Origin of the sequence: Martinezella rhizogenes (assembly GCF_000799715.1) — a bacterium.
GTDB classification, from domain to species: domain Bacteria; phylum Pseudomonadota; class Alphaproteobacteria; order Rhizobiales; family Rhizobiaceae; genus Rhizobium; species Rhizobium rhizogenes_C.
Genome location: NZ_JUHG01000015.1, coordinates 304,383 through 328,498, shown reverse-complemented (window position 1 = coordinate 328,498; position 24,116 = coordinate 304,383). Strand labels below are relative to the sequence as shown.

The following is a 24,116-nucleotide window of genomic DNA, read 5'->3' as shown; positions in this document are numbered from 1 at the left end:
CGCCATCGCTTTAGCGGTGGTCCGATACCAATGGAAGGTTTTAGCATGACCGCAGCGATCGAGCTCGACAAAGTCCGGATAAGTTTCGGCGATTTTACGGCAGTACACGAGACGGATCTCGAAATCCGTTCAGGCGAGTTTTTCAGTTTTCTTGGCCCTTCGGGCTGCGGCAAGACAACGCTTCTGCGGACTATTTCCGGCTTTGTCGCACCAAGTTCTGGACGCGTCCGGATCGGCGGTGCCGATATGACAGGCGTCGGGCCGAACAAGCGTCCGACCGCTCTTATCTTTCAGAACCTTGCTTTGTTTCCGATGATGTCCGTGGCGGAGAATGTCGGATATGGCTTGAGGGTGCGTGGTGTTGCGCGTGGCGTTCGCGACGATGCGGTGCGGCGACTGCTGGACCAGGTCGCACTGTCGCAACACGCAAACAAGAAAGTCAGCGAATTGTCCGGCGGCCAGAAGCAGCGCGTGGCCATTGCGCGTGCGCTCGCTGTCGAGCCGAAGGTTCTGCTTCTCGACGAGCCACTATCGGCGCTCGATCTGAAGCTGCGCCAGCATATGCGTCGCGAGTTGCGCGAAATCCAGCAGCGCGTCGGCATCACCTTCATCTATATCACCCATGATCAGGGCGAAGCGCTGACGATGTCGGATCGGATCGCCGTGATGAATGCGGGCCGCATCGAGCAAGTGGGCGACGGCCGCAGCATCTACGGGCACCCTGAAACCCCGTTTGTCGCCTCCTTCGTAGGGGAGAGCAATGCCATTGCCGGCCGGATCATTTCGACACAGGACGGAATGGCCAGGATCGAAACGCCGCTGGGCCTTCTGTCAGGTCGCAACCCGAGCGGCATCGCCGCCGGCATGCTGGCTATGCTGTTCGTTCGTCCCGAGTTGCTGAAGATGGCCGAAAATAACGACCAGCGGCAAGACAACGAATGCCGCTTTGCCGCACAACTGCAAGATCTTGCGTTCGAAGGAAGCATGACGCATCTGCAACTGCGCGCCGACACGAACACCTCCATCGCTGCGACACTGGTGGCCGCCGATCTCGATACACTACCCCGCCAGGGCGACACGCTTTCGATGAGCTTTTCTCCGCAACACGCGGTCGTTTTGGCGGAGGCGGTTCGTAGCGCATGAGCAATCTTGCAATTACCATATCCACGACATTGCTCGTGATCATCGCCTTCTTTCTGTTAGTGAAGTTCGATCGTCAGCCGGGAAAACAAGAGGTCGGATTCTTCAAACGCAACGGCGCGTTGATCGGGATCTATCTAATCGTCGCCGTAGGCTTCTGGACGATCTTCACGATCATAATGCCTATGGTGTTCATGGTCGATCTCTCGTTCCACCACAAGTTGCCACCATCCAAGGTCGGCGGTCCGGACGATATCTATACTCTTCAGAACTACCGATATTTCCTGTTTGGCAGTGCCACGAGCACTGAGGAATGGAACTGGATCCATCTACGCAGCTTTTTTGTGACGATTTTTGCCAGTATCCTCCTGACGCTGGCCAATTTCGTGATCTGCTATCCGATAGCCTACTACATGGCGCAGTCGGCGCCAGCGCGAAAACTGCGGCTTGTCCTGCTGCTTCTCATCATACCCTACTGGGTCAACGATATCCTTCGCGCCTTCGCCTTTCGCATCCTGTTGTCCGATGGCGGCTTCATCAACAAGATGCTCATCTGGGCTGGCGTCCTCGACACGCCGTTTGACTTTATGTCGGCGAATGTCGCGCTCTATGTCGCGCTTTGCTATTCGCACCTCTTGATCATGATCTTTCCTCTCTACAACGCCATCGAGAGCCAGGATCACAATCAGATCGAAGCTGCGCGAGATCTCGGTGCGCCATGGTGGCATATCCACCTGTTCGTCGTGATGCCACACGCCAAGCCCGGTATCGCATCTGGCATGACGCTCTGCTTCATGCTGACGGCGGGCGCCGTAGCCACGCCACTCGTTCTCGGCGGCACCAACTCGCTCTGGTTCACGCCGATCGTTTACGATCGCTTCTACCAGCTGTTCGACTGGCCGCAAGGTGCCGCCTATGCGTTGGTGCTCCTGCTCGCCTGTATCGTATTCGTCCTGAGCGTACTCAAAATTTCAGGCCTCAAGCTTGGGGAGATCGCGAAATGAAACAACCGTTCGTCACCCGTTTCGCCGTCTCCGCTTACATGGTCCTGTTCTTCGTCTTCCTGCTTGGCCCGTTGCTGGTCATGGCAGTCTCGGCCTTCAACACACCCGATTATCCGCAGGTCTGGCCGATCGAGGGGCTGACCTTCCAGTGGTTCCGCGAACTGGCAACCGACCGGGAAATGCTTCAGGGGCTGCGAACCAGTGTCGTGATCGGCGTCTTCGTGGTGCTGCTTGCCGTCCCTCTAGGCCTGGCGGGTGCGATCGTGATGACGCAGGTCTTCCGTACGTCACGCTCGTTCTACTACTTCGTCATTGTCGCTCCGGTCCTCACGCCGGGGATTGTCATCGGTATCTCCACCGTTGTGTTCTGGCGCGATTTTTCCGGATTGCTCGGCCTGCGAAACCTAATCTACAGCGGCTCAGTCTTGACCGTTCTCGCCCAGTCAAGCTTCATCGCTTCCTATTGCATGTTGATCATAATGGCGCGTCTTCAGCGGTTTGATACGGCGTTGGAGGAGGCTGCGCTTGATCTGGGAGCGAGCTATTCGCAGAGTTTTCGCGATGTGCTGCTGCCGTTTCTTCGACCGGCGCTTGCCTCATCGGCAATGCTGGCATTCCTGAGTTCGTTCGAGAACTACAATGCCACGACCTTCGCCATTCTCTCGGATAAGACGATGACCACCGTTCTTGCCGGTCGTGTGCGGCTCGGATCGTCGCCGACCATCAGCGCGTTGGCGACGGTCATCGTTGGCCTGACGATCATTGCGGCTCTCGTTTTCGAGATCGTCAAACGGCGCAAGCAACGCAAGACGTTATGGCGGGAGAAGATGGCCTTCGAAGCCGAAGCCGCCGAACTTTCAGCGCAGCACTGACATCAAAGGGAAAAGCATGTCACCCAAGATTGATTCTGTTCGTTCAGACCAGGTTCTACCGGAGGCGGTTGATGTCGTCATCATTGGTGGTGGGATCATCGGAAGTTCGGCGGCCCTCTTTCTCGCCGAACGGGGAATTTCTGTTGCGCTTATCGAAAAAGGGATCATCGCCGGCGAACAGTCGAGCCGCAACTGGGGCTGGTGCCGTGAGCAGCTCCGGTCGCTGCCGGAGGTGCCGTTGGCACTCAAAAGCATGGAGCTGTGGCGCTCGTTTGAGGAACGCATCGGCGAAAGCGTGGGGTTTCGCCAGACCGGCATGATGGTGGTCACGAAGGAAGAAGAGGAAGTTGCGCGCTGGCGCAAGTGGATGGCCGATACGGCGCATTACGGTATGGAAGGATCGATACTGTCGCAAGCGCAGGTCAAGCAGCGCATTCCGGGAACGAGCGAGCAGTGGATCGCAGCCATCGAATCTCCGGTCGATGGCTGGGCGGAACCGTCGGTCGCGGCCCCGGCCATTGCCCGGGCCGCGCAAAGAAAGGGAGCAACCATTCATCAGGGGTGTGCCGTACGAGGATGGGAGACCGCGGGCGGTAAGGTCTCCCATATCGTCACCGAGAAAGGCCGTATTCGCACGAGCCAGATCCTGGTTGCCGGTGGCGCATGGTCCTCGATGCTGTTGCGGCATCAGGGAATATCGTTTCCGCAGTCCGGTGTGTATGCTACGGCCTTCCGCACCGAAGCTGCACCCGAATTCCATCCCGGCGGCGTCGGCAGCCCCAAGTTTTCCTACAGACGACGGCGCGATGGAGGATTTACGGTCGGGTTGCGGGGACAGGGTCGGGTAGAGCTGACGCCCATGGGCCTGATGCAGAGCCGGCACTTCTTTCCGCTTTTCCTCCGACGAAAAGGTGAATTGACCATCGGCGTCGGGCGATCCTTCTTCAATGGCCCGTTTGCCCTGAAGAATTGGAAGAATGATCAGGTATCGCCCTTCGAGCATTCAAGGATCTATGATCCGGCACCCGATCCGAAGCTGGTCAATGCGGGTCTTGAGGCATTCAGAGAAGCCTATCCCGAAATGGCGAAGGTCGGCGTCGCGGAAGCCTGGGGTGGTCTCATCGATGCGACACCGGATATGGTGCCGATCATAGACTCGATCGCCGGCCATCCCGGCGTCTATGTCGCTTCGGGATTCAGCGGGCACGGTTTTGCAATTGGACCCGGCGCCGGCTCTCTGGTCGCCGCGATGATTGCCGGCGAGACCCCGGACATCGATCCTTCTCCCTTTGCACTCAGGCGATTTGCCGACGGTCGCCAACATAAGGCGCATCGATGGATCTGACCGACGAGCGGGACGCGGTTGGGCAGGCACCCTATCGCCAGCACAGTAGTCATTGGGGGGCATTTTCCGCCAGGATGGTTGATGGCCGCCTGGATATCCGCCCTTTCTCGGGCGACGGCGAACCGTCGGCCCTTCTGAACAATATTCCGGACAGTATCAGCCACCCGGCGCGTCTGCGCCGCCCGTTGGTCAGAAAAGGCTGGCTAGAAGACGGGCCGGGGCCGGATGCACGGCGAGGCAAGGACACTTATGTCGAGATGGGCTGGCCGGAAGCTATCAAAATCGCTGCGACCGAGCTGCGCAGGCTTGGTGCCGGGACGGAAGCCTCAGCGACGCTTCCCGGCGCGCATGTCTTCGGCGGCTCCTATGGCTGGTCTAGCGCCGGTCGCTTCCACCACGCGCAAGGCCAGGTCCATCGCTTTCTCAATACCGTGTTCGGCGGGTATGTGGGCTCGGTCGATACCTACAGTTCTGCAGCTGGCGCCGTCATCCTTTCCTACGTCTATGGAAACGCCGTCAATCTCACGCGGGATCAACCCTGGTGGCAATCTCTCGCCGACAAGACCGAACTGGTGCTGGCCTTCGGCGGCCTGCCCTTGCGCAATACCGCAGTGAGTGGTGGCGGCAATTCGCAACATGTCGGTCGGACCTCGATAGACAAGGCGATCCAGCGTGGCTGCCGTTTGGTGTCGATCAGCCCACTGGCGGATGACATGCCGGTTGATATCGGCGCAGAGTGGATCGCACCCCGACCTGGAACGGACACCGCGCTGATGCTGGGCATGGCATACAGGCTGATGGAGACGGGGCGTGTCGATCACGACTACCTGTCGAGATATACGACCGGATACGAAAAGTTTGCTGCCTATCTCGGCGGGCAAAGCGACGGCGTGCCCAAAACGCCGGCATGGGCAGAGCAGATATGCGGTATTCCAGACGGCAAGATTATCGATCTTGCCGATCTGGCTGCCGCCTCTTCTCGAACCCTCATCAACGTCACCTACTCCTTGCAGCGGGCGCGAGGCGGCGAACAGCCGGTCTGGATGGCACTTGTTCTTGCATCGATGCTGGGGCAGGGCAGGGAACCGGGTGGCGGCTTTTGTTACGGTCTCGGGTCGATCGGGAATATTGGCAAGGAGCGGTTGGCTGTTCCCCTGCCAACCTTGCCGCAGGGCCGGAACGGGATCAAGGACTTCATCCCCGTTGCCCGGATATCCGACCTTCTGTTGAAACCGGGCGAGCCCTACACCTACAAGGGTGAAACCCGCGAATACGCCGACATCCGACTGGTTTACTGGGCTGGCGGCAATCCCTTCCATCATCACCAGAATCTTCAGAGACTTGCCGAGGCGTTTTCGAAGCCCGACACGATTATCGTCCACGAGACGGTATCGACCGCCACCACCCGCCATGCCGACATCGTCTTCCCGGCCACCATCACCGCAGAACGGCTGGATATCGGAGCCGGCGGCAATGACCCGTTTCTTTTCTCGATGGAGCCGCTCGTGCCGCCGCCTGACGGTCCGAGAGACGATTACGCGATTTTCTCGGATTTGGCCAAGGCTCTCGACTGCGGGGCCGGCTTCACCGAGGGACGGTCTGCCGAGCAATGGTTGGAAGAATTGTACGAGCCGACACGCAACGCCCTGGCGAAGCTGAATGTCGACGTACCGGACTACGAGGGGCTCCGGCAATTGGGAATGATCGAACTCCCGCTCGCGGAAACGCCCGGCGCGATAGCCCGTTTTCACGATGATCCCACCACGGCACCGCTCGAGACGGAAAGTGGCTTGGTTGAGATCTTCTCCAGGAGAGTGGCGGCCGCCGGCTTCTGCGGACATCCCGTCTGGACACCGCCCGAGGAGTGGCTTGGGTCAGAACTTGCGCTGAAACATCGTTTCCAGCTTGTCGCCAACCAGCCTGCATTGCGTCTGCATAGCCAGCTCGACTTCGGTGCAGCAAGCGCATCCGGGAAATCCGACGGCCGAGAGATCGTGCGGTTAAGCGAGCATGACGCGAAGGACATGGGGATCGTCAAGGGCGACACGCTGCGGCTCTGGAATGATCGCGGTGCGGTGCTGGCATCCGCATTGCCGAGCCGCGGCATCGCTAAAAGCGTCGTGCAGCTTTCCACAGGCGCCTGGTATGCACCCGTGGACCTGCAAGGATCCGGCACGACCTGCGTCAATGGCAATCCGAATATCGTCACGTCCGACGTGCCGGCCTCCGATTTGTCTCAGGGTTGCGCGGGTCAGCTCTCCCTCGTGTCGGTCGAACGCTGGTCAGGCCCAGTCCCGCCGATCGTCCCGCATGAGGCGTTCCTTCAGGTGAAAGGTCAATCGTGAGCAAGCGTTATACCACATCTCACTGGGGGGTTTACGAAGCATCCGCAGGTGCTGACGGCGTTACCCTGTCTTCCTTTTCCGAAGATCCGGACCCATCGCCGATCGGCCTGCACCAGTTGTCCCCCGATCTGATGCGCGTGAGGGTAAAGCGTCCAGCAATACGGAAAAGCTGGCTGGACAATGGGCCTGGCTCCCACCCCGATCTGAGGGGCAAGGAGCCGTTTGTGGAGGTCAGCTGGGAGGAGGCATTGCGTCTGACGGCGGGCGAGCTGGCGCGTGTGAAGACGACATATGGCAACGAGGCGATATTCGGTGGATCCTACGGCTGGGCGTCCGCGGGACGGTTTCATCATGCCAACAGCCAGATTCACCGCTTCCTCAATGTCATCGGCGGATACGTGTCCCATCGCGACAGCTACTCGCTCGCCGCGGCGCGCGTGCTGATGCCGCATATCGTCGCTCCGATGGAAGAGCTGATGAAGGAGCATACGGCCTGGTCCGTGCTTGCCGATCACTGCGAGCTGTTCGTAACGTTTGGCGGAGTGCCGGCAAAGAATGCTCAGATCAGTCAGGCGGGGGCAGGTCGCCACCAATTACGCGATGCACTGCATCGCATGGCTGTCGCCGGAGTGGAGTTTGTCAATATATCGCCGGTCGCGTCGAATATCGATACCGGCGGTCCCGTCGACTGGATACCAATACGTCCCGGTTCCGATACGGCAATGATGCTTGCCCTGGCGTTCGAGATTTTCTCCGATGGATCACATGATGTCGCCTTTCTCGATCGCTACTGCACGGGCTGGCCGGAATTCGAGCGCTATCTGACCGGCATGTCCGATGGTCAGCCAAAGACCGCCGACTGGGCATCGGCAATCTGCGCCGTCCCGGCCGAGCGGATCCGGACTCTGGCCAAAAAAATGGCCGGCAAACGGACGATGCTCAACACGGTTTGGGCGCTGCAACGTGCCGAGCATGGCGAGCAGCCTTTCTGGATGACGGTGACCCTTGCCGCGATGCTGGGGCAGATCGGACTTCCGGGGGGAGGCTTCGGGGTCGGCTACGGGTGCGAAAATTCCATCGGAAGCGCCCATTCCAGGCTTTCGGGGCCGTCGCTGCCGCAAGGGAAAAATTCGGTCACGGCCTTCATTCCCGTCGCCCGTATAGCCGATATGCTCCTCAATCCTGGAAAGGCGTTCGAGTACAACGGCGGCCAATATACCTATCCGGACATTCGACTTATCTACTGGGCCGGAGGCAACCCGTTCCATCATCATCAGGATTTGAACCGGCTGGAACTTGCCTGGCAGAAGCCGGATACGATCATCTTCCATGAGCAGTTTTGGACGGCAGCCGCCCGGCGCGCCGATATCGTTCTGCCGGCCACCACATCGATGGAACGGGAGGACATCAGCTACGCCACGCTTGAAGGCATGCTGGTCGCCTCACGTCCCATCATTCCGCCGGTTGGCGAAGCGATGGACGACTTCGAGATCTTTCGCCGATTGGCGTCCGAGATGGATTACGAGCAAGCCTTCAGCGAGGGCCGCGACAGTGAGGCATGGTTGCGCCATCTTTACGATGGCATGCGACTGAATTGGCGCCCGTCTGGGATCGATTTACCTGATTTTGGAGAATTTCTTTCGATCGGTAAAATCGATCTTTCCTCGCATGACACGCCCCGAATAATGCTGTCGGATTTTCGACGGGATCCGCAAGCCAACCCGTTGTCGACCCCTTCGGGGCGGATAGAGATATTTTCAGAAGCGATCGATTCTTTCGACATTTCTGATTGCCCTGGTCATCCGGTATGGTTGCCGCCGACGGAATGGCTGGGCGCGCCACAGGCGGCGAAATATCCTCTCCACCTGATTTCCGATCAGCCTGAGAGGCGACTGCATAGCCAGCTCGATCCGTCCCCGCACAGCAAGGCCGGGAAGATCCATGGAAGAGAAATCGTCACCATGAGCCACGCCGATGCGGAGGCCAGATCCCTCGTCGATGGCGAAGTGGTCGAACTGTTTAACGACAGGGGCCGGTGTATGGCTGGCTTGCGCATCTCCAGCGACATCATGCCCGGCGTGGTGAGGCTCTCCACTGGGGCCTGGTACGATCCAGATCACAGTGATGGTTATGAGCGACACGGCAATCCGAATGTCCTGACGGCAGATCGGCCGGCTTCCGGATTAAGCCAAGGATGCGCTGCCCAGAGCTGCTTGCTTGATGTTCGTCGACCGGCGAAATCTCCATCCGAGACGCAGGTATTTGAGGCGCCTGCTTTCGTCGATCCCACCCGAAACTCAGAGAAAAGTGCCCGATAATGATGAAGCTACTAAAGTCCATCGAATCCAACCCGACCACCAGGCCCAAGCTTGTTTCTCCCGCGGCAGACAGAGTTGTTGAGGGCAGCCCATCTTTCCGGGTCTGGAAGCAGGATGAAGACCGTGAAGGACAGATCCGTTCAGGTGTTTGGGAAGCCTCGATAGGCTCCTTCCGAACTGCCAAGGGAAAGAGCTACGAATTTTGCTATATCCTCAAGGGAGTGGTGGAACTGACGGAAGAAGGTCAAAGTCCGATCGTTTACCACGCCGGCGACAGTTTTATCATGAAATCTGGATTTGTCGGGATATGGAAGACCATAGAACCGGTTCGCAAGATCTTCGTTATTGTTGATTGAAACGATCTTCTGGCAGGCGGGCGGGGCACCCAGCGTTTCCGTCCTTTCTGGCCCAGTCGGCCCGAACGTGCGATTTTGGCCAAATCGAAGAACAAACATGGAACCTGTCACATTAGGGTGGCTTCCTTGTCCACCAGTCACAATAGGGGCAAACCGACCCTATTGTGACGCGCAGGGAACGTAACATTCGACCGTCACCTTGCGGTACACCCAAATGTAGCATAGCTAGCGCCTGGCGCAAAAATCTCCCTCCAATTGCCGGACTTCTGCGCCTGACATTTGCGACAAGAATTCCTGATGAATTTTGGCTTGGCGCATCACGGGCCGAAAAGTCAGGAATTTTGCGACAATCGATCGCTCATGACAAAATTAACAAGCCGGTCCAGTACCGCGATCTCTCTTATAATCTGCTTGCCCTCAAGCAGTTCGCCCACGCGCGGATCATCCTTGATCGCACGCAGAAGAGCGTCGGCAGAAAGACCCGTAGCAGCGAACACTTTGTGACGCAGCTTGCCATTGATTTGCACCACATATTCGCGACGCTCATCCTCAGCCAATGCCGCATCGAATGAAGGCCAGGGTGCATAGGCAAGCGAGGTCTCGTGACCCAGCATGCGCCATAACTCCTCGCAGATATGGGGTGCGAAGGGAGCGAGCAGCAGCACAAAGGTCTCCACCACTGCACGCGGTCTCTGCTCCAGTGCAATAAGGGCGCTCGACATCTCCATGAGCTTGGAGATCGCCGTGTTGAACCGCATCGCCTCGATATCCTCACCGACCGCGCGGATGGTCTTGTGCATCAGGCGCGCGATGTCGCTTGGCGGCGGGATGTCGCAGACTTGTTCGCTGAGGCCATCCGCGTCATCGGTGACCTGCGCCAGACACGATGCAGAAAGCGGCTGACGCCGGTCACGCCCGACATTTGCCACGGCTTGGCCACGTCGAGTGGCCCCATGCGGACGCCCGAAATCCGTTCGTTGCAAGGCATCGGCGGAAGCAACCAAATAAGCGGCCTATCAAAGACCGAATGATGACCCGTCGCTGACCGGTGCACCAACGCCCTCCTATGCGGCTTGTCGGCTCGTATAATGCTTGAGAGTGCCGCGAGACAGGTTCTGCGGTGCCAGGGGAAAAAACGATCAACGGGTTCCGAGCACAGTTTCGATATAGAGTTCGCGCAATTGCATGGCCAGCGGTCCGGGCTTGCCATCGCCGATGCGCTGACCGTCGATGGAGACCACTGGCATGACGATGGTGGAGGCGCTGGTAAAGAAGGCCTCGCGCGCCTGTAGCGCTTCTTCCACCATGAAGGTGCGTTCGACGAATGTCAGGTTCGTTTCCTCGATAAGGCGCAGGATGGCATGGCGTGTCACACCCGGCAAAACCGCATAGGAGAGTGGACGCGAGACGATTTCGCCAGCTTGCGTAACGATGAAGGCTGTCGATGATGCTCCCTCGGTGACGATGCCGTCCTCGACCATCCAGGCCTCATTGGCGCCGGCTGCGGCCGCTGCCCGCTTGGCCCACACCTGCGCTAGCAGCGAGGTCGATTTGATATCGCGCCTTGCCCAGCGAAGGTCGGGCACGGTGATCACCTCAGCACCTTTGGAGAGGGCTGCATTGGTCCGCACGGGCTTCGCCTGTGTAAACATCACCACAGTCGGCTTCAGATCGGCGGGGCTGAGGAAATCGCGCTCGGAGACGCCGCGTGTCACCTCGATATAGATGAGACCCTCGGTCAGGCCATTGCGCGTCACCAGTTCGTGCTGGATGGCCGTCCATTTCTCCTGTGAATGCGGATTGGGGATTTCGATCTCGCGCAGGGATCGGTCGAGCCGCCGCAGATGCGCCTCATTGTCGGCCAGGCGGCCTTCGATCAGCGCCGTCACCTCATAGATGCCGTCACCAAACAGGAACCCCCGATCCATCACGGGAATGGATGCTGTCTCGATGGGAACGAATGCGCCATTGACGTAGACAATGCGGGACGGGGATATGTCTGCCATGGAAAGACTTTCTTTTCGTTGGTGAGATGAAATTTTACGGGAGGCTGTGCGAGGGGAGGCGCCCTGTTGCAGGGCTATCGTAGCAGGGCGGACATTGCGGAGAGGCAGTTGATGATGCGTACCGCCGCCTCGACCGTCGGGGTGTGAAAGCCGATCTCGTCGCCAGAAAACCGCTCGAGATCGGGCCATTGGCAAAACAGATCTGCCAATGCCGGCGTCTGAACCCGGATATACACCTCGATGGGACCCGGCAGATTGAATGGCTGCGCTGCTTCCGGCCGGTTGAGCGCCTCTTTCATTCCGTTCCGGATTGCGTTGCACGCGTGCACCGGAGACAAGCTCGTTCCGCTGTTGCAGCCATAGGCGCGTTTCGTTTCCACGAAGACGGTGCGTGGGAAGAGATCACGGTTTTCGGCAATGAACACGTCGTCGCCGCTGGCCAGGATGATGGGAACGCCGTATTCGCCGGCCAGAGCCCCGTAAATGCCCGCTTCGCCGAGCTCCATCCCGTTGAATTCGATACGGGCAAAGGCGAAGCTGTTGATGGTATGGGCGAGAATGCCGCGACCATGCGCCCGCGAATGGTACCCGATCAGGCAGACGGCGCTTACGCCCTGTTCGACGCCGGCCATCATGCTGAGATAACGCGGCTTTCCCTGCACCACCAGGGCGCGCGGATCGAGCAGATCAGCATGCATATTGCGGAAGCCGGCATGGGAGTCATTGACCAGAACTTCCTTCGCGCCCGCGTCGAAGGCACCGGCGATGGCGGCGTTGGCTTCCTGCGTCATCAAAAGGCGCGCGCGCTCATATTCACCATGGCCGGGCCGGGTCTGTTCGGTGTGATAGACGCCGGCAACGCCTTCTATATCGACGGAGATGAGAATTTTCACTGTGGTTGCTCCGGGAAAGTAGTGATGTGGTCGGACATCAGATCGAGAAACGCCTGCCGTTGGTGTCCGTTACGTCCGATCACCGTTTCGGCGTGCCACAACGAATGGATGATCGCCTGTTCAACGCTGTCGGCCACTGCCTGAAACAGCGGGTCGAGCAGCGCGTCGTGCAGCATTGCGACATTCGGCATGGAATGCACTGGATCCTGCGGCAACGTATAGGCGGTCGAGAAGGCAAGCGCGATATCGCCACTGCCATGGCCGAATACCGATCCTGTGCGCGCCAACCCCGCGCCGGCGCGCAGCGAAAGGCGGCGCAGCTGACGCGCATCGAGCGGCGCATCGGTCGCGATGATAAGGATGATGGAGCCCTTTTCCGGTTCGCCGGCGTCATTCGCCGGAGCGGTTGCCAACCTATCAGTGAGGACCGGACCGATTGCTTGGCCAGCGAGGGTCAACTGTGATGGTCTTCCGAAGTTCGACAGAAGCAGCGTACCGACGGTGTACGTCGAACCATTCGCAATCGGCGCGTGACGCGATGCGCTGCCGATACCGCCCTTGAGACCGAAGCTCGACATGCCGCGTCCAGCACCTACGGAGCCTTCCGCGAAGGCGGAGCCTGCGGTGGCGCAGGCGTTGAGATAGTGCTCCTCGGTAACGGCCATCGCCTGAATATCGTTCAGATAGCCGTCATTGCATTCGAAGACGAGCGGATTGACGGTTGGCAACTTTCGCCCGCATTGCGGATTGGCCGCCATGCATTGACGGATCTGTGCCCGTGCCACGCTCGCGACGCAAAAGGTGTTGGTAAGGGCGATGGGTGTTTCCAGAACGCCGAGCTCCGCCACCTGCATGAGGCCAATGCTCTTTCCAAAACCGTTCAATATTGTGGCCGCGGCTGGAACCCGATCGCGATAAATGTCACCTGGATGCGGGCGCACCACGGTTACGCCGGTCTGGATTGGGCCGTCGGCCAGCGTCGTATGACCGACATTGATGCCCGCCACATCGGTGATAGCATTGCGCGGGCCAGCGGCCAGCCCGCCAATATGTGGTGGCGTAACGGTGGGGCCTTTCAACATGGTCTCCTATGTACGGTCGATCTTGGGATCAAGCGCATCGCGCAGCCCGTCTCCGAGCAGGTTGAAAGCCAACACCGTGAAGAAAATTGCGAGGCTGGGAAACAGCGCCACATGGGGTGCATTGACCATGTCGGCGCGGGCATCATTGAGCATGGCGCCCCATTCCGGCGTTGGTGGTTGTGCGCCCATGCCGAGGAAGGACAGGCTGGCGGCGGTGATGATGGAGGTGCCGAGCCGCATCGTGAAATAGACGACGATGGAGGAGATCGTTCCGGGCAGGATGTGGCGCACGAGAATGGTCCAGTCCGATGCGCCGATGCTCTTGACCGCCTCGATATAGGTCATGTGCTTGAGCACCAGTGTATTGCCGCGCACGAGGCGGGCGAAGGCCGGCACCGAGAATACCGACACGGCGATCACCACATTGATCATGGAACTTCCGAGAATGGCAACGACACCAATCGCCAGTAGAATGCCGGGAAAGGCGAACAGCACGTCGGAGATCCGCATTACGAGACGATCCCACCAGCCCTCATAATAGCCGGCGAGCAATCCGAGTGTGGTGCCTACCAACCCGCCGAGCGCCACCGACAACAGGCCGGTTGCCAGCGAAATGCGCGCCCCGACCAGGATGCGGCTGAAGATGTCGCGTCCGAGGGGATCGACTCCGAGCCAATGCGACCATGAGGGTCCGGCATTGATCTGGTCGTAATCGAAATAATTCTCCGCGTCATAGGGCGTAATTACCGGCGCGAGCACCGCGACCAAAACCAGCAGTGCCAAGAAGACGAGCGCCCCGAGCGCCACCGGCTGCTTGTGGAACTTGCGCCAGAATTCGCTCCAGGGCGTGCGCACGGTTGCGGTTGCGGTGCCGGGGTCGAGTGAAATGGTTTGCGTCATCATTGGCTCACTTATAGCGGATGGTGGGGTTGATGAGGCCGTAAAGCACATCCACAATGAGGTTGATCAGGATGAATTCCAGCGAAAACAGGAGTACCAGTGCCTGGATCACGGGATAGTCACGCTGATTGACGGCATCGACCAGAAGGCGTCCGAGCCCCGGCCAGTTGAAGACAGCCTCGACAACGATCGAACCGCCGAGCAGGAAGCCAAATTGCAGGCCCATCATGGTGACGACCGGAATCAGCGCATTGCGCAGGCAATGCTTGGCGATGACTACACGCTCGTTCAAACCTTTCGCCCGCGCGGTGCGCACGAAGTCTTCCTGAATCACGTCGACGAAGGAGGCTCGCGTGAAGCGCGCCATGACGGCGGCCACCGCCGCGCCAAGCGTCAGTGATGGCAGGATGTAATTTTTCCAGCTATCGGCGCCGACCGTGGGCAGCCAGCCGAGTTGCACAGAGAAAATCTGCATCAGGAGCATTCCCAGCGCAAAGGCTGGAAAGGAAATTCCCGATACCGCCAGCGTCATGCCGATGCGGTCCGGCCATTGATTACGGTAGACGGCTGACATAATGCCGATGCCCATGCCGAAGGTTACGGCCCAGATCATGCTGGTCAAAGTGAGCAGCAGCGTTGGCATGAAACGCTCGGCGATCTCGGTGGAGACCGGACGGCGCGTGCGTATCGAATGGCCGAAATCGCCCTGCAACACATGGCCGAAATAGGTGGCGAACTGTTCGGGCAGCGGCCGGTCCAGCCCCAATTCGCTGCGTACCAGCGCCACGGTCTGTTCGTCGGCATCCTGTCCCGCCGCAAGCCGCGCCGGATCGCCCGGCAGCATGTGCACGAAAAGGAATACGAGCACCGAAACGATCAACAATGTGGGAAGCAAACCGGTCAGCCGTTTCAGAAAATAGTATAGCATGGACCAACAACCGAACTGTACAATGAGTGGACAGAAGCCCGGCGCGCATCATCCAGTCGATGCGCGCCGGGCAGTAGGATGACCGTTTACTCGGAAGCGGCGATCTCGCTTGCCTCGATGTTGCCGTCCGGCTGGACATAGATGCCGGAAAGGCGTTTGGTCGTGGCATAGAGGTTTTTCTCCACAACTAGTGGCGCCCAAGGTGCGTCCTTCATGATTTCTTCCTGCGCCTTGCGGTAGAGATCAGTCTTCTCCTCATCCTTGACCGATTTCAGCGCGTCGGCGATGTAACCATCGACGGTCTTGTTGCTGTAATAGGCCGTGTTGTTGAGCTTCGGTGGCAAGGCTTCAGTGGCGAGCAGCGGGCGCAGCGCCCAATCGGCCTCGCCCGTCGAGGACGACCAGCCAGCATAGTACATGCGCACCTTGGCAGTCTGTGGGTCCGGCGCGGACTGGACCCATTCTGTCCGCTGACCAGGCTCCAGCGCCTGAATCTGCACCTTGATGCCGACCTGCGCCAGCTGTTGCTGGAGGAACTGGATCGTTTTTTGCGCGGTCGTCGTGGTGTAGGCGCTCCAGAGTATGGATTCGAAGCCCTCGGGATAGCCGGCTTCCTTCAAAAGCTCACGTGCTTTGGCCGGATCATAGGGCCAGGGATCCATCTTATGGGCATAGAGCACGCCCTGCGGCACGATACCCTCCGCTGGCTCCGCAAAGCCATTGAAGGCCACTTTGGCAAGCGCTTCCTTGTTAATGGCGTAGTTGATCGCCTGGCGTACACGGATATCGTTGAAAGGCTTGTGCAGCATATTGAAGCTGACATAGCGCTCGATAATCGACGGGCCGACCGTCACGGTCAGCTTGTCGTTGGCCTTGAGTGCGTTGACCTGTTCATAAGGCAGGGGATAGGCGAAATCGGCTTCGCCGGTCTGGAGCATGGCTGCACGCGTGTTGTTCTCGAGCACTGGCTTCCAGGTCACGTTGTCGACCTTGGGATAGCCTTTCTGCCAATAGCCATCGAATTTCTTGACTTTGATGAAATCCGTTTGTTTCCATTCCACGAAGGTGAAGGGGCCAGTGCCGACCGGGTGGAATGCGATGTCCTTGTTGCCGTATTTAGCGAGTGCGGCCGGCGAGATGATCGCGGCCGAAGCGTGGGCCAGCGAGTTTATGAAAGGCCCGAAAGGCTCCTTCAGTGTGATGCGCAGCTCAAAGGGCGAGACCGCCTCTACCTTGTCGATGCGGTTGAACTGATTGAAACGCGCCAGCTTGTTTTCGGGGTTCATGACGCGTTCCAGCGTCACCTTGACGGCTTCCGCGTTGAAATCCGTGCCGTCGTGGAATTTGACGCCTTCCCGCAGCTTGAAGTTGTAAACGAGGCCGTCGTCGGAAACGGTGTAGCGTTCAGCCAGGACCGGATGCACCTTCAGGTCCTTATCGAACTCGAACAGGCCCTGGTAGAACGACTTGGTGACAGCCGTCGTCAGCGTCGTGTTGGTGTTGTAGGGATCAAGGGTCTCGGGCTGGCCGCCGATAGCCAGAACGACATCGCCGGCAGCGAGGGCTGGTACGGCAGCACCGAATGACAGCAAGGCCACGAGGCCGGAAGCGAGCGACAGACGTCGCAGGTTAGGGAAGCCTTTTTTCATCGAACGACTCCAGTTGTTAGTGAGGGCAGTGGAAGATTGAACAGTTTCATCGACTGGTTCATTGGCCGAAAGCTCCGATCGGGTGGCAGGCGACGAAATGACCGGGGCCGACCGGCTGCAGAGGCTCCACCCGCGGCTCATCGCCCAGGGCCCGCAGCGGACTGGGAAGCTCCTCCGACATCAGCTCACGGCGCAGATGGCGGCGGGCCGGATCGGCAACGGGAACGGCGGCCATGAGCTTGCGCGTATAGGGATGCTGTGGATTTTCGAAGATCGCGGGCCGCGGACCGATTTCGACGATCTGGCCAAGATACATGACCGCCACGCGATGGCTGATGCGCTCGACGACCGCCATGTCGTGCGAAATAAAGAGATAGGCGACACCGAGCTCGCGCTGGAGGTCGAGCATCAGATTGACGATCTGCGCCTGGATGGAGACGTCCAGCGCCGAGACCGCCTCGTCGGCAATCACCACTTTGGGATTGAGCGCCAGCGCGCGGGCGATGGCAATGCGTTGGCGCTGGCCGCCCGAAAACTCATGGGGATAGCGCTGGGCATGCGCGGGCGATAGCCCGACTTTTTCCAAAAGCCATTCAACCCGCTCCCGGGCCTTGGAACCGCTGGTCGTGCCATGCACCAGAAGCGGTTCCATGATGGAGAAGCCAACCGTGACGCGCGGGTCGAGCGAGGCGAATGGATCCTGGAAAATGAACTGGATGTTGCGCCGCAGCTCGCGCAATTCGCTCTTCGGCAGGTTGAGAATGTTGCGGCCATCGAATTCAATCGCGCCGCTCTGGCTGTTGACGAGACGCAAGAGCGAACGGCCGGTGGTGGATTTACCGCAGCCGGATTCGCCGACCAGCGACAGCGTTTCTCCAGGATAAAGATCGAAACTGACTTGTTCGACCGCATGGACCCGACGCCTCACGCGATTGAAGAAGCCGCCATGCACATCAAAGCGTGTCACCAGATCCTTCACGCGCAGGATCGGCGCCGCATCCGGCTTCACCGTATCTTGCGGTGGCGCCTCCTCGGCGGGCGCGCCGGTTTCCGTGCGCAGCAGGTCGAACTTGCGCGGCAGTTCCACCCCTGTCATCGCACCGAGCCGCGGCACAGCCGAAAGAAGCGCGCGGGTATAGGGGTGGTGCGGTGCCGAAAACACGGATTCGGAGGAACCTTCCTCCACTTTGTCGCCGCGGCGCATCACCAGAACACGGTCGGCAACTTCGGCGACCACGCCCATGTCGTGGGTGATGAACACCACGCCCATTTTCATCTCGTCCTGCAGCATGCGGATCAATTGCAGAATCTGCGCCTGGATGGTCACGTCAAGCGCGGTCGTCGGTTCGTCGGCGATGAGCAGCGAAGGCTTGCAGGAGAGTGCCATTGCGATCATCACGCGCTGGCGCATTCCACCCGAAAGCTGATGCGGATAACGGTCGAGCACGTTGCGCGCCTCGGGAATACGCACCAGATCCAGCATGCGCAAGGCTTCCGCACGCGCCTCGCTTGCGCTCTTGCCCTGATGCACGCGGATTGCTTCGGCGATCTGGTCACCGGCGGTGAAAACCGGGTTTAGCGATGTCATAGGCTCCTGGAAGATCATGGCGATATCGGCGCCGCGAATGGCGCGCATGGTCGCATTATTTGCCTGTGCCAGATCCAGAACGGCGCCAGAACGGCGGCGAAACAGCATGCTTCCCGAATTGATGCGGCCGCCGCCATGTTCCACGAGGCGCATCAGGGCGAGGGAGGTCACGGATTTACCGGAACCGGATTCGCCGACGATCGCCAGGGTTTCGCCACGCGCGATGTTAAAGGAGAGATCGCGCACTGCGGTAACCGTGCGCTCCGATGTGGAAAAGCGCACTGACAGGCCATTGACCTCCAGAACCTGCCCCGCGGCCAGAACAGGCGGGCGGTCTGGAAGAAGGACAGTTTGGGTTTCGAAAGACGACATGAATGATCCCATTCGATCAGGACGAACAGACATCGGAAGGATGTTCGAAGATTGCTGTAGAAGGGGTCTCCCCGACCCGGGCATAGCCGCGATACATCCCCTCGGTGTTGAAGCGCAGCGAGACGTTGCCCGCCGCGTCAACCGCGATCAAGCCGCCATTCCCGCCGATGCCGGGCAGTCGCTCCATCACGATCTGACATGCCGCCTCGTCCAGCGTTGCGCCGGCATAGGCAATGCGTGCGCAAAGATCGTGGCTGGCAGCGATGCGGATGAACGCCTCGCCCGTGCCGGTGCAGGATATCGCCGCAGTGCGGTTATCCGCGTAGGTTCCAGCACCGATCAGCGCCGAGTCACTGATGCGCCCCGGCCGCTTGTTGGTCATTCCACCCGTGGAGGTAGCGGCGGCGAGATTGCCGTGGGCGTCGAGTGCGACAGCACCGACCGTGCCGAATTTTCTGTCTTCGTCGAGAGGTGCGTCGCCATCGTGATCGAGAACGGTCGTTGTCGTGCCTTGGACACGGCGAAGCTGCTTGCGCCGGAACTCAGTGGAGAAATATAGGGGCTCCACCATCTCCAACCCCAATTCGCGGGCGAGCGTTTCCGCGCCGCTGCCCGCCATCAGGACATGCTCGCCGTGTTCTAACACCGCGCGCGCCGCGAGAATCGGATTGCGGATATGGCTGACGCCCGCAACCGCGCCGGCGCGCAATGTCGCGCCATCCATCACCGCAGCATCGAGCTCATGGGTGGCGGCGCGCGTGAATACCGAACCGAGACCGGCATTGAAGAGCGAGTTGTCTTCCAACCGCTGAACCGCGAGCCCGACCACGTCGAGGGCGGCCGCACCATCGCTCAGCGCCTGCTGCGCTTCGGTGAGAATTTGGGCAAGTGCCGCATGATAGGCCGCTTCCTGAGTCGGCTCGATGGCCGCGCGGGTGAGGGTGCCGGCGCCACCATGAATGGCGATCACGGGTTGGATCAGGGTCATTCCAATTCCTTGCTGGCTGATTTCTTGCGAGATGAGGCAGTTCTATCGCGCCCTTTGGCGGTCGGCGCTTCGGCTACGGGGCGCAACCCGCCGGAGTGACTGCCATGCAGCCAGGGCAACACGGCTTCGGTGAGTTGTTCGGCGGATTTGACCGATCGCCCGGAGGCGTGGGCCACGGCACTGCTAAGCGCCTCTATCAATGCCAGCGCGCTTGCATCCGAACTTGCGTGATATTGGCTATCTGTATTTGCATAAAGCGCAATGCTCGACAGCGACGCGATGGGAGAATTGACGCCGTCGGTCAGTGCCAGAAGGCCTATTCCTGCTTCATGCGCGCGCCGTGCCAGCAGCACCGTATCGGAAAAGTAACGCGGAAAGGCGATCGCGATCACAAGGTCATCGGGCCTCAAACGGTGAAAGGCCCGCGCGGCATAGGACGATCCTTCAATGCTGGCGAGCAATTGCACATTCTCGCAATGTAGTTCGAGATTGCGCAGAAGCAGGCCACCGAGCCAGCTGCTGCTGCCGAAGCCGAAGATGAACACGCGCCGCGCACCGAGAATGGCTTCGACGGCGCGCGCACACTCTTGCGTATCCAGCCCCTGACGCGTCCTTTCGATGTTGCCGGCCATATCGGCGAGTACTGCGGTAAAGACATCGCCCACGTCGGCCGATTGGCCCAGCTTGCTACGCAGCTTTTCCACTGGCGCCAGTGCGGTCTCGAAACCGAGCACAAGAGCCGCGCGGAACTGCGCATAACCCTCAAAGCCGAGCGCCCGGGCGAAGCGGTTGGCGGTGGCAACCGAGACATCGGTCACGGACGCCAGTTCATCGATCGGCATGGCGGCGACCCGCAACGGATGATCGAGCACATAATCGGCGATCTGGCGATGCGATGGCGACAGCGCGGCGCGCGCAATGCGTTGCGCTATGGAGGGATTGCCGGGCAGCGTCGCCATAGATTTTTCTTGTTCCGCCTCGCATACGCCTGCTGTCCAGGCATATGACTAATTATTTTCATTGGGATAATACAAACGATATTTTTATATCATATGCAAGCACATTCGATCATTATCTGTGCACAAGACGAGTGTGGCTACTATTTAGGCGGATACTTATGGGGCGACTAAACGATGTGGCGATGTCACCTTAACTTGAATTGGGTTGCGCGGGAGACGTTCTGCCTTGAGGATTGATCTCAGGCTGCGGCTCCGGCCGCAGCTTTCCACTCTCCGAGCGCATGGATGCGGTGAATGCGGTGTTGGAATGCGGAGCGTTGCGCGCGGGGTGGGACGAAGAGGTTACGGACAGCGGAGAAGACAGAGACGAAGCGCTGAAGGCCTCCCGGTGATCGAAAGCCTTGCATCATTCGCTCCCGTTTTCGCAACGGCACATGAGAATTCTCGGCCCGGTTGTTCAGACCCTTGTGGGATCGGTGTTGGACGTGCGGCATGACCTGTCGCCGGGCTGCTGCATAGGAGCGCAATTTGTCAGTGATCATCCGCTTCGGTGAAATACCCTGCGTCTTCAGAAGGCGGGTCAGCAATCGTCTGGCGGCCCTGGTATTGCGGCCGTTCTGGACGATTTCGTCAAGCACATACCCGTCCTGATCGACGGCCCGCCATAGCCAGCGTTTCCTGCCGGCAATGGTGATGACGACCTCGTCCAGATGCCACACATCGTTCCCGCTGGGCTTCTTGCGGCGAAGACGACGCGTATAATCCGGGCCGAACTTCTTTCCCCACCGGCGGATCGTTTCATAGGACACGGCAATGCCGCGCTCCAGCAGCAATTCCTCGACAAGGCGCAGGCTCAGCGGAAACCGAAAATAGAGCCAGACCGCGTGGGCGATGATCTGGGGTGGGAAGCGATGGTGCTTGTAGCTGACTGGCGAAGTGTTCATGCACGCGCGTCTATCGCAACCGCTCCTCACAAGGCATTACCGTGACATCGCTCTGGTGGCACTTGCCTGAGCGTGATGTTATCTCAGCGAGGCTCCTTGAGCGCATCGATGAGCCTGTAAAGATGATGACGCCGATATTGAACTCGTGTGCGGAGAAATAAGGCGGAACAACTCGGTTTGGAGAGCCGCTTGGTAGTTCGGTGGTTCGACCTGATAGGAACACTAGATGGCCCTGATCCACGAAGCTGCTATCCGGATCGCAATTACAGGGTTCGCGGTTCTAATCTCTTCAAGACCACCAGCTCTCAACAATCATTCGCCAGTGTCAGGAAAAGTTCTCCAGCACGGCCAGAAAGGTGTGCCGATCGCCTTGGCCTTCGGTCAGCCGCACGCGGCCCTCGATATCGGCCAAGTGGTGATCCATCAGTTGCTGCGCCTTCGCCAAGTCCTTGGCTTTTAGGGCCGCGACGATCATTCTATGATGATCTGCACCACAGTCGTCCTTGCGCTCTTCCTCGTACAAGGCCATGACCAGTGAGAGCCGTGCGACGATCTTCGAGAGCATTTCCGTCAGCACGGGATTTCCGGCGGTTTCGGCGAGCACGATATGAAACTTGCCGGAGAGAACCGTTTTGGATTTCTCATCGCCATGATGATGGATGTGCTCTTCCTCGTCCGTCAGTTTTTGAAGAGCATCCAGTTGGTCTTCAGTCGCCCGCGCGATCACGAGTTCCAGCAGAAGTCCCTCGAGCTTTCGGCGAGCCTCGAACAGGTTCCTGGCCTGCGCGATGCTCGGTTCCGCGACGAAGGTGCCGCGGTTTCTCTTCCGTTCCAGGAGATGGTCGCTTTCGAGAACGCCCAATGCACCGCGCACGACCGTTCGGCTGACGCCGAAATGCTCTGCGATCGCTTCTTCCAGAATCTTCGTGCCAGGCTTGAGTGCGCCTTCGCCGATGGCGGCTGCCAGCGTGGCGCGGATGCGCTCCGAAACGTCGTCATTATTGTCGGCGCTATCCGCCGACCCATTGACCGTCGGGATCGCCTTGGCGCTTTGCCGGCGCGTCTTCCTCATTGCCTTCACCACTTCAAGCCTCGGTATCTCTTGCGTGTCCGGTAGTCCGCCGCACTGAATATCTTTGCGCCGTAATTATTTCCATAAGAATGTTTCTGCGCAAGCTGTGAATTTGGACGGAAACGCGACTTGGAAACGCTGGCAGAAATTTCCGCCAGCGCTTTGTATCTCAAGACTAAGCTGCCTTCTGTTTCGTTGTCGACGAAGACAAGACGATCCCCTTTTCCGCGCAAAGCGTCTCGATGTGGCGGGCCGATCGTTTGATGAAGCCGATCGCCTCGTTGAAGCCATAGGATTGGTTTTCGTAGGTCGGATAGCCGTACTGGGTGCTTTCGTAGGCTTCCCAACCCGGAACCTCACCTGATGCGACCCGCTTTTCGTAGGCGTCGACCATGGCCATGTAGGCGTCTAGTTCGTCCGGTGACAGGTCGGGGTGGCGGGCTCTCCAGATCGGGTCGTCGATTTCGATGCACTGGCGTGGATTAGCCTTGCGGGGCTTGTCGTCGACAGACTGGGCGACTTCCAGCGAAAGGTTCAGCGCAGGATTGGCCTCCGCAAGGATGGGAAGGATCGCCGCGAAATCGACGATACCGCCGCCACAGGGCCGTGTCTGGAAGTCGAGGCCGCCGGGAGCGCGGCCGACATAGGCATCCTTGATGTGCGTTTGGCGAACATAGGGGGCCAGGCGCTTGGCGGCGAAGACCGGATGCTCTGCCCGCTGCAGCCCGTTTGCCGTGTCGAACACGACGCCGACGCAGTCGGAGCCGACCTTCTCGATCAATCGCAAAATCTCGAAGGAGGTAATCTCGTCGTGCGTTTCGATGTTCATATGCGTACCATTGGCACGCGCGACAGGAGCCAGCTTCTGGAGGACCTTTTCCATTCCGAGCAGTTGCTCTTCCCAGGTCACGTCGGTGCGGAAGCGGTCATTGGCCAAGCGACCGCGATATTCGGCCTTGAAATTGCCAGGCGCAACCCAAAGCTCGTGGCAGCCGATGGCGGCGCTCGCTTCGATCATCCGCGTCAGGCCGGCGATGATATCACCTTCGCCGATCGCCCGCAGTTCCGGAGCCTCGGCGCTGCAGTAAGGGTTGATCTTGCCGAGGCCGCTCTCGAGGTAAAGTCCTAGCTCATCGGCCTTTGCCCTGATGTCGCGGAGCATGCCACTGTCGAGGCCAGGGCTCATATCGAGCACGGTACTAAAAAAGATGCCAGCCAGGCCAAGTTCGTTGACGTGGTCGAGACTTGCGAGCGGGCCACGCTTCTTCACCTCGGGCAGCTTCAGCCCATCGATACCCAATTTCATGTCAAGCTCCTTTACTGTTTCCTGATCGGATGCGCTTCACTGGCGATCC

At 59.4% G+C, this 24,116-nt stretch carries 20 protein-coding genes; 7 read left to right on the top strand and 13 right to left on the bottom strand.

Annotated features, from left to right (window positions below; genetic code table 11):
• Window positions 1-45: 45 nt before the first annotated feature.
• From EX00_RS21635 to EX00_RS21605, 7 genes are read left to right on the top strand one after another with little or no spacing between them, the layout of a single operon-like run.
• Window positions 46-1,143: an ABC transporter ATP-binding protein gene (locus EX00_RS21635; RefSeq protein ID WP_047462527.1), complete on the top strand. Its 1,098-nt coding sequence runs from the start codon at window positions 46-48 to the stop codon at window positions 1,141-1,143.
• Window positions 1,140-2,144 (top strand): ABC transporter permease, encoded by a 1,005-nt coding sequence (locus EX00_RS21630; RefSeq protein WP_047462525.1) that lies wholly within the window; start codon window positions 1,140-1,142, stop codon window positions 2,142-2,144. Before EX00_RS21635 ends, EX00_RS21630 begins: the two co-directional genes overlap by 4 nt.
• Window positions 2,141-3,016, top strand: a complete 876-nt coding sequence (locus EX00_RS21625; protein ID WP_047462522.1) for an ABC transporter permease — start codon at window positions 2,141-2,143, stop codon at window positions 3,014-3,016. The genes EX00_RS21630 and EX00_RS21625 overlap by 4 nt, the downstream gene beginning before the upstream one ends.
• A 16-nt stretch (window positions 3,017-3,032) precedes the next feature.
• A complete protein-coding gene (locus tag EX00_RS21620) occupies window positions 3,033-4,361 on the top strand; it encodes an NAD(P)/FAD-dependent oxidoreductase (RefSeq protein WP_047462519.1) in 1,329 nt (442 codons plus the stop codon).
• A complete protein-coding gene (locus tag EX00_RS21615) occupies window positions 4,352-6,706 on the top strand; it encodes a molybdopterin-dependent oxidoreductase (RefSeq protein WP_052210868.1) in 2,355 nt (784 codons plus the stop codon). Before EX00_RS21620 ends, EX00_RS21615 begins: the two co-directional genes overlap by 10 nt.
• Entirely contained in the window at window positions 6,703-9,024 is a 2,322-nt protein-coding gene (locus EX00_RS21610) for a molybdopterin-dependent oxidoreductase (RefSeq protein WP_080761298.1), read from the top strand. The genes EX00_RS21615 and EX00_RS21610 overlap by 4 nt, the downstream gene beginning before the upstream one ends.
• A 2-nt stretch (window positions 9,025-9,026) precedes the next feature.
• The gene (locus tag EX00_RS21605; protein WP_047462933.1) at window positions 9,027-9,380 is read left to right on the top strand and encodes a cupin domain-containing protein; all 354 of its coding nucleotides are present in this window, start codon (window positions 9,027-9,029) and stop codon (window positions 9,378-9,380) included.
• A 332-nt stretch (window positions 9,381-9,712) separates the two neighbouring features.
• Here the strand turns inward: EX00_RS21605 and EX00_RS21600 are convergent, their stop codons facing one another.
• The 13 genes from EX00_RS21600 to EX00_RS21540 all read right to left on the bottom strand — a co-directional run bounded on the left by EX00_RS21600 (window position 9,713) and on the right by EX00_RS21540 (window position 24,067).
• Window positions 9,713-10,309: a class I tRNA ligase family protein gene (locus tag EX00_RS21600; protein WP_234709077.1), complete on the bottom strand. Its 597-nt coding sequence runs from the start codon at window positions 10,307-10,309 to the stop codon at window positions 9,713-9,715.
• 210 nt (window positions 10,310-10,519) lie between these two features.
• On the bottom strand, window positions 10,520-11,386 hold the full coding sequence (locus EX00_RS21595) for a D-amino-acid transaminase (RefSeq protein WP_047462512.1): 867 nt from the start codon (window positions 11,384-11,386) through the stop codon (window positions 10,520-10,522).
• Between the two features lie 74 nt (window positions 11,387-11,460).
• Entirely contained in the window at window positions 11,461-12,279 is an 819-nt protein-coding gene (locus EX00_RS21590) for a M55 family metallopeptidase (RefSeq protein WP_047462510.1), read from the bottom strand.
• A complete protein-coding gene (locus EX00_RS21585; protein WP_047462506.1) occupies window positions 12,276-13,361 on the bottom strand; it encodes a DmpA family aminopeptidase in 1,086 nt (361 codons plus the stop codon). The genes EX00_RS21590 and EX00_RS21585 overlap by 4 nt, the downstream gene beginning before the upstream one ends.
• Before the next feature lie 6 nt (window positions 13,362-13,367).
• Window positions 13,368-14,264, bottom strand: a complete 897-nt coding sequence (gsiD, locus tag EX00_RS21580) for a glutathione ABC transporter permease GsiD (protein ID WP_047462504.1) — start codon at window positions 14,262-14,264, stop codon at window positions 13,368-13,370.
• A 4-nt stretch (window positions 14,265-14,268) separates the two neighbouring features.
• The gene (gene gsiC / locus EX00_RS21575) at window positions 14,269-15,189 is read right to left on the bottom strand and encodes a glutathione ABC transporter permease GsiC (RefSeq protein WP_047462503.1); all 921 of its coding nucleotides are present in this window, start codon (window positions 15,187-15,189) and stop codon (window positions 14,269-14,271) included.
• 86 nt (window positions 15,190-15,275) lie between these two features.
• Complete coding sequence (gene gsiB / locus EX00_RS21570) at window positions 15,276-16,838, bottom strand: glutathione ABC transporter substrate-binding protein GsiB (protein WP_047462501.1); 1,563 nt, start codon at window positions 16,836-16,838, stop codon at window positions 15,276-15,278.
• Between the two features lie 58 nt (window positions 16,839-16,896).
• Window positions 16,897-18,798: a dipeptide ABC transporter ATP-binding protein gene (locus EX00_RS21565; RefSeq protein WP_052210863.1), complete on the bottom strand. Its 1,902-nt coding sequence runs from the start codon at window positions 18,796-18,798 to the stop codon at window positions 16,897-16,899.
• A gap of 16 nt (window positions 18,799-18,814) precedes the next feature.
• Entirely contained in the window at window positions 18,815-19,786 is a 972-nt protein-coding gene (locus tag EX00_RS21560; RefSeq protein ID WP_047462498.1) for an isoaspartyl peptidase/L-asparaginase family protein, read from the bottom strand.
• Window positions 19,783-20,745: a MurR/RpiR family transcriptional regulator gene (locus tag EX00_RS21555; RefSeq protein ID WP_052210861.1), complete on the bottom strand. Its 963-nt coding sequence runs from the start codon at window positions 20,743-20,745 to the stop codon at window positions 19,783-19,785. The genes EX00_RS21560 and EX00_RS21555 overlap by 4 nt, the downstream gene beginning before the upstream one ends.
• A gap of 239 nt (window positions 20,746-20,984) precedes the next feature.
• Entirely contained in the window at window positions 20,985-21,689 is a 705-nt protein-coding gene (locus tag EX00_RS21550; protein ID WP_047462495.1) for an IS6 family transposase, read from the bottom strand.
• Window positions 21,690-22,014: 325 nt separating this feature from the next.
• A complete protein-coding gene (locus EX00_RS21545) occupies window positions 22,015-22,761 on the bottom strand; it encodes a GntR family transcriptional regulator (protein WP_047462492.1) in 747 nt (248 codons plus the stop codon).
• A 175-nt stretch (window positions 22,762-22,936) separates the two neighbouring features.
• Window positions 22,937-24,067, bottom strand: a complete 1,131-nt coding sequence (locus tag EX00_RS21540; protein ID WP_047462491.1) for a sugar phosphate isomerase/epimerase family protein — start codon at window positions 24,065-24,067, stop codon at window positions 22,937-22,939.
• Between the last annotated feature and the right edge of the window lie 49 nt (window positions 24,068-24,116).

Bases quoted from the DNA above. Each gene is read 5' to 3' on its own strand.
- EX00_RS21635 (WP_047462527.1), top strand. From the start codon at position 46: ATGACCGCAGCGATCGAGCTCGACAAAGTCCGGATAAGTTTCGGCGAT.
- EX00_RS21630 (WP_047462525.1), top strand. From the start codon at position 1,140: ATGAGCAATCTTGCAATTACCATATCCACGACATTGCTCGTGATCATC.
- EX00_RS21625 (WP_047462522.1), top strand. From the start codon at position 2,141: ATGAAACAACCGTTCGTCACCCGTTTCGCCGTCTCCGCTTACATGGTC.
- EX00_RS21620 (WP_047462519.1), top strand. From the start codon at position 3,033: ATGTCACCCAAGATTGATTCTGTTCGTTCAGACCAGGTTCTACCGGAG.
- EX00_RS21615 (WP_052210868.1), top strand. From the start codon at position 4,352: ATGGATCTGACCGACGAGCGGGACGCGGTTGGGCAGGCACCCTATCGC.
- EX00_RS21605 (WP_047462933.1), top strand. From the start codon at position 9,027: ATGAAGCTACTAAAGTCCATCGAATCCAACCCGACCACCAGGCCCAAG.
- EX00_RS21595 (WP_047462512.1), bottom strand. From the start codon at position 11,386: ATGGCAGACATATCCCCGTCCCGCATTGTCTACGTCAATGGCGCATTC.
- EX00_RS21585 (WP_047462506.1), bottom strand. From the start codon at position 13,361: ATGTTGAAAGGCCCCACCGTTACGCCACCACATATTGGCGGGCTGGCC.
- gsiD (WP_047462504.1), bottom strand. From the start codon at position 14,264: ATGATGACGCAAACCATTTCACTCGACCCCGGCACCGCAACCGCAACC.
- gsiC (WP_047462503.1), bottom strand. From the start codon at position 15,189: ATGCTATACTATTTTCTGAAACGGCTGACCGGTTTGCTTCCCACATTG.
- gsiB (WP_047462501.1), bottom strand. From the start codon at position 16,838: ATGAAAAAAGGCTTCCCTAACCTGCGACGTCTGTCGCTCGCTTCCGGC.
- EX00_RS21565 (WP_052210863.1), bottom strand. From the start codon at position 18,798: ATGTCGTCTTTCGAAACCCAAACTGTCCTTCTTCCAGACCGCCCGCCT.
- EX00_RS21560 (WP_047462498.1), bottom strand. From the start codon at position 19,786: ATGACCCTGATCCAACCCGTGATCGCCATTCATGGTGGCGCCGGCACC.
- EX00_RS21555 (WP_052210861.1), bottom strand. From the start codon at position 20,745: ATGGCGACGCTGCCCGGCAATCCCTCCATAGCGCAACGCATTGCGCGC.
- EX00_RS21550 (WP_047462495.1), bottom strand. From the start codon at position 21,689: ATGAACACTTCGCCAGTCAGCTACAAGCACCATCGCTTCCCACCCCAG.
- EX00_RS21545 (WP_047462492.1), bottom strand. From the start codon at position 22,761: ATGAGGAAGACGCGCCGGCAAAGCGCCAAGGCGATCCCGACGGTCAAT.
- EX00_RS21540 (WP_047462491.1), bottom strand. From the start codon at position 24,067: ATGAAATTGGGTATCGATGGGCTGAAGCTGCCCGAGGTGAAGAAGCGT.